This window comes from Psychrobacter sp. GW64-MNA-CIBAN-0177 (assembly GCF_040309585.1).
Classification (GTDB): Bacteria; Pseudomonadota; Gammaproteobacteria; order Pseudomonadales; family Moraxellaceae; genus Psychrobacter; species Psychrobacter okhotskensis.
In genome coordinates this window covers 1-263 of sequence record NZ_JBEOOY010000326.1, presented here as the reverse complement: position 1 = coordinate 263, position 263 = coordinate 1, and the positions used below count along the sequence as shown (strand labels likewise).

Sequence of the window (263 nt, the reverse complement as noted above, 5' to 3'; positions counted from 1 at the left end):
GATGAATATTGGTACGGCAACTAATAAGCTGGTTGATGGTCACTCAGGTCGGATATTGGTGCCTTCAGCACCTTTGACGATCTCTCAGCGACAAAAAATCGCTGCTGCATTAGCAGACATTAAGTCACTTGATACTACTACTAATGAAGATGGTACGACAAACGTTAATTTAAAACTATCCAGTAATACCTATCCAAACGTGATCAAATCATCCAGTGGTACACCAACAGCGCACGCCTATGCTGAGGCTGGCGCGTATATGA

General features: G+C 43.3%; 1 protein-coding gene. It reads left to right on the top strand.

Annotated elements, in window-relative coordinates; all coding sequences use genetic code 11:
- Window positions 1-263 (top strand): hypothetical protein (locus AAEY79_RS15290; protein ID WP_352289354.1); only part of this gene is annotated, 263 nt, incomplete at both ends.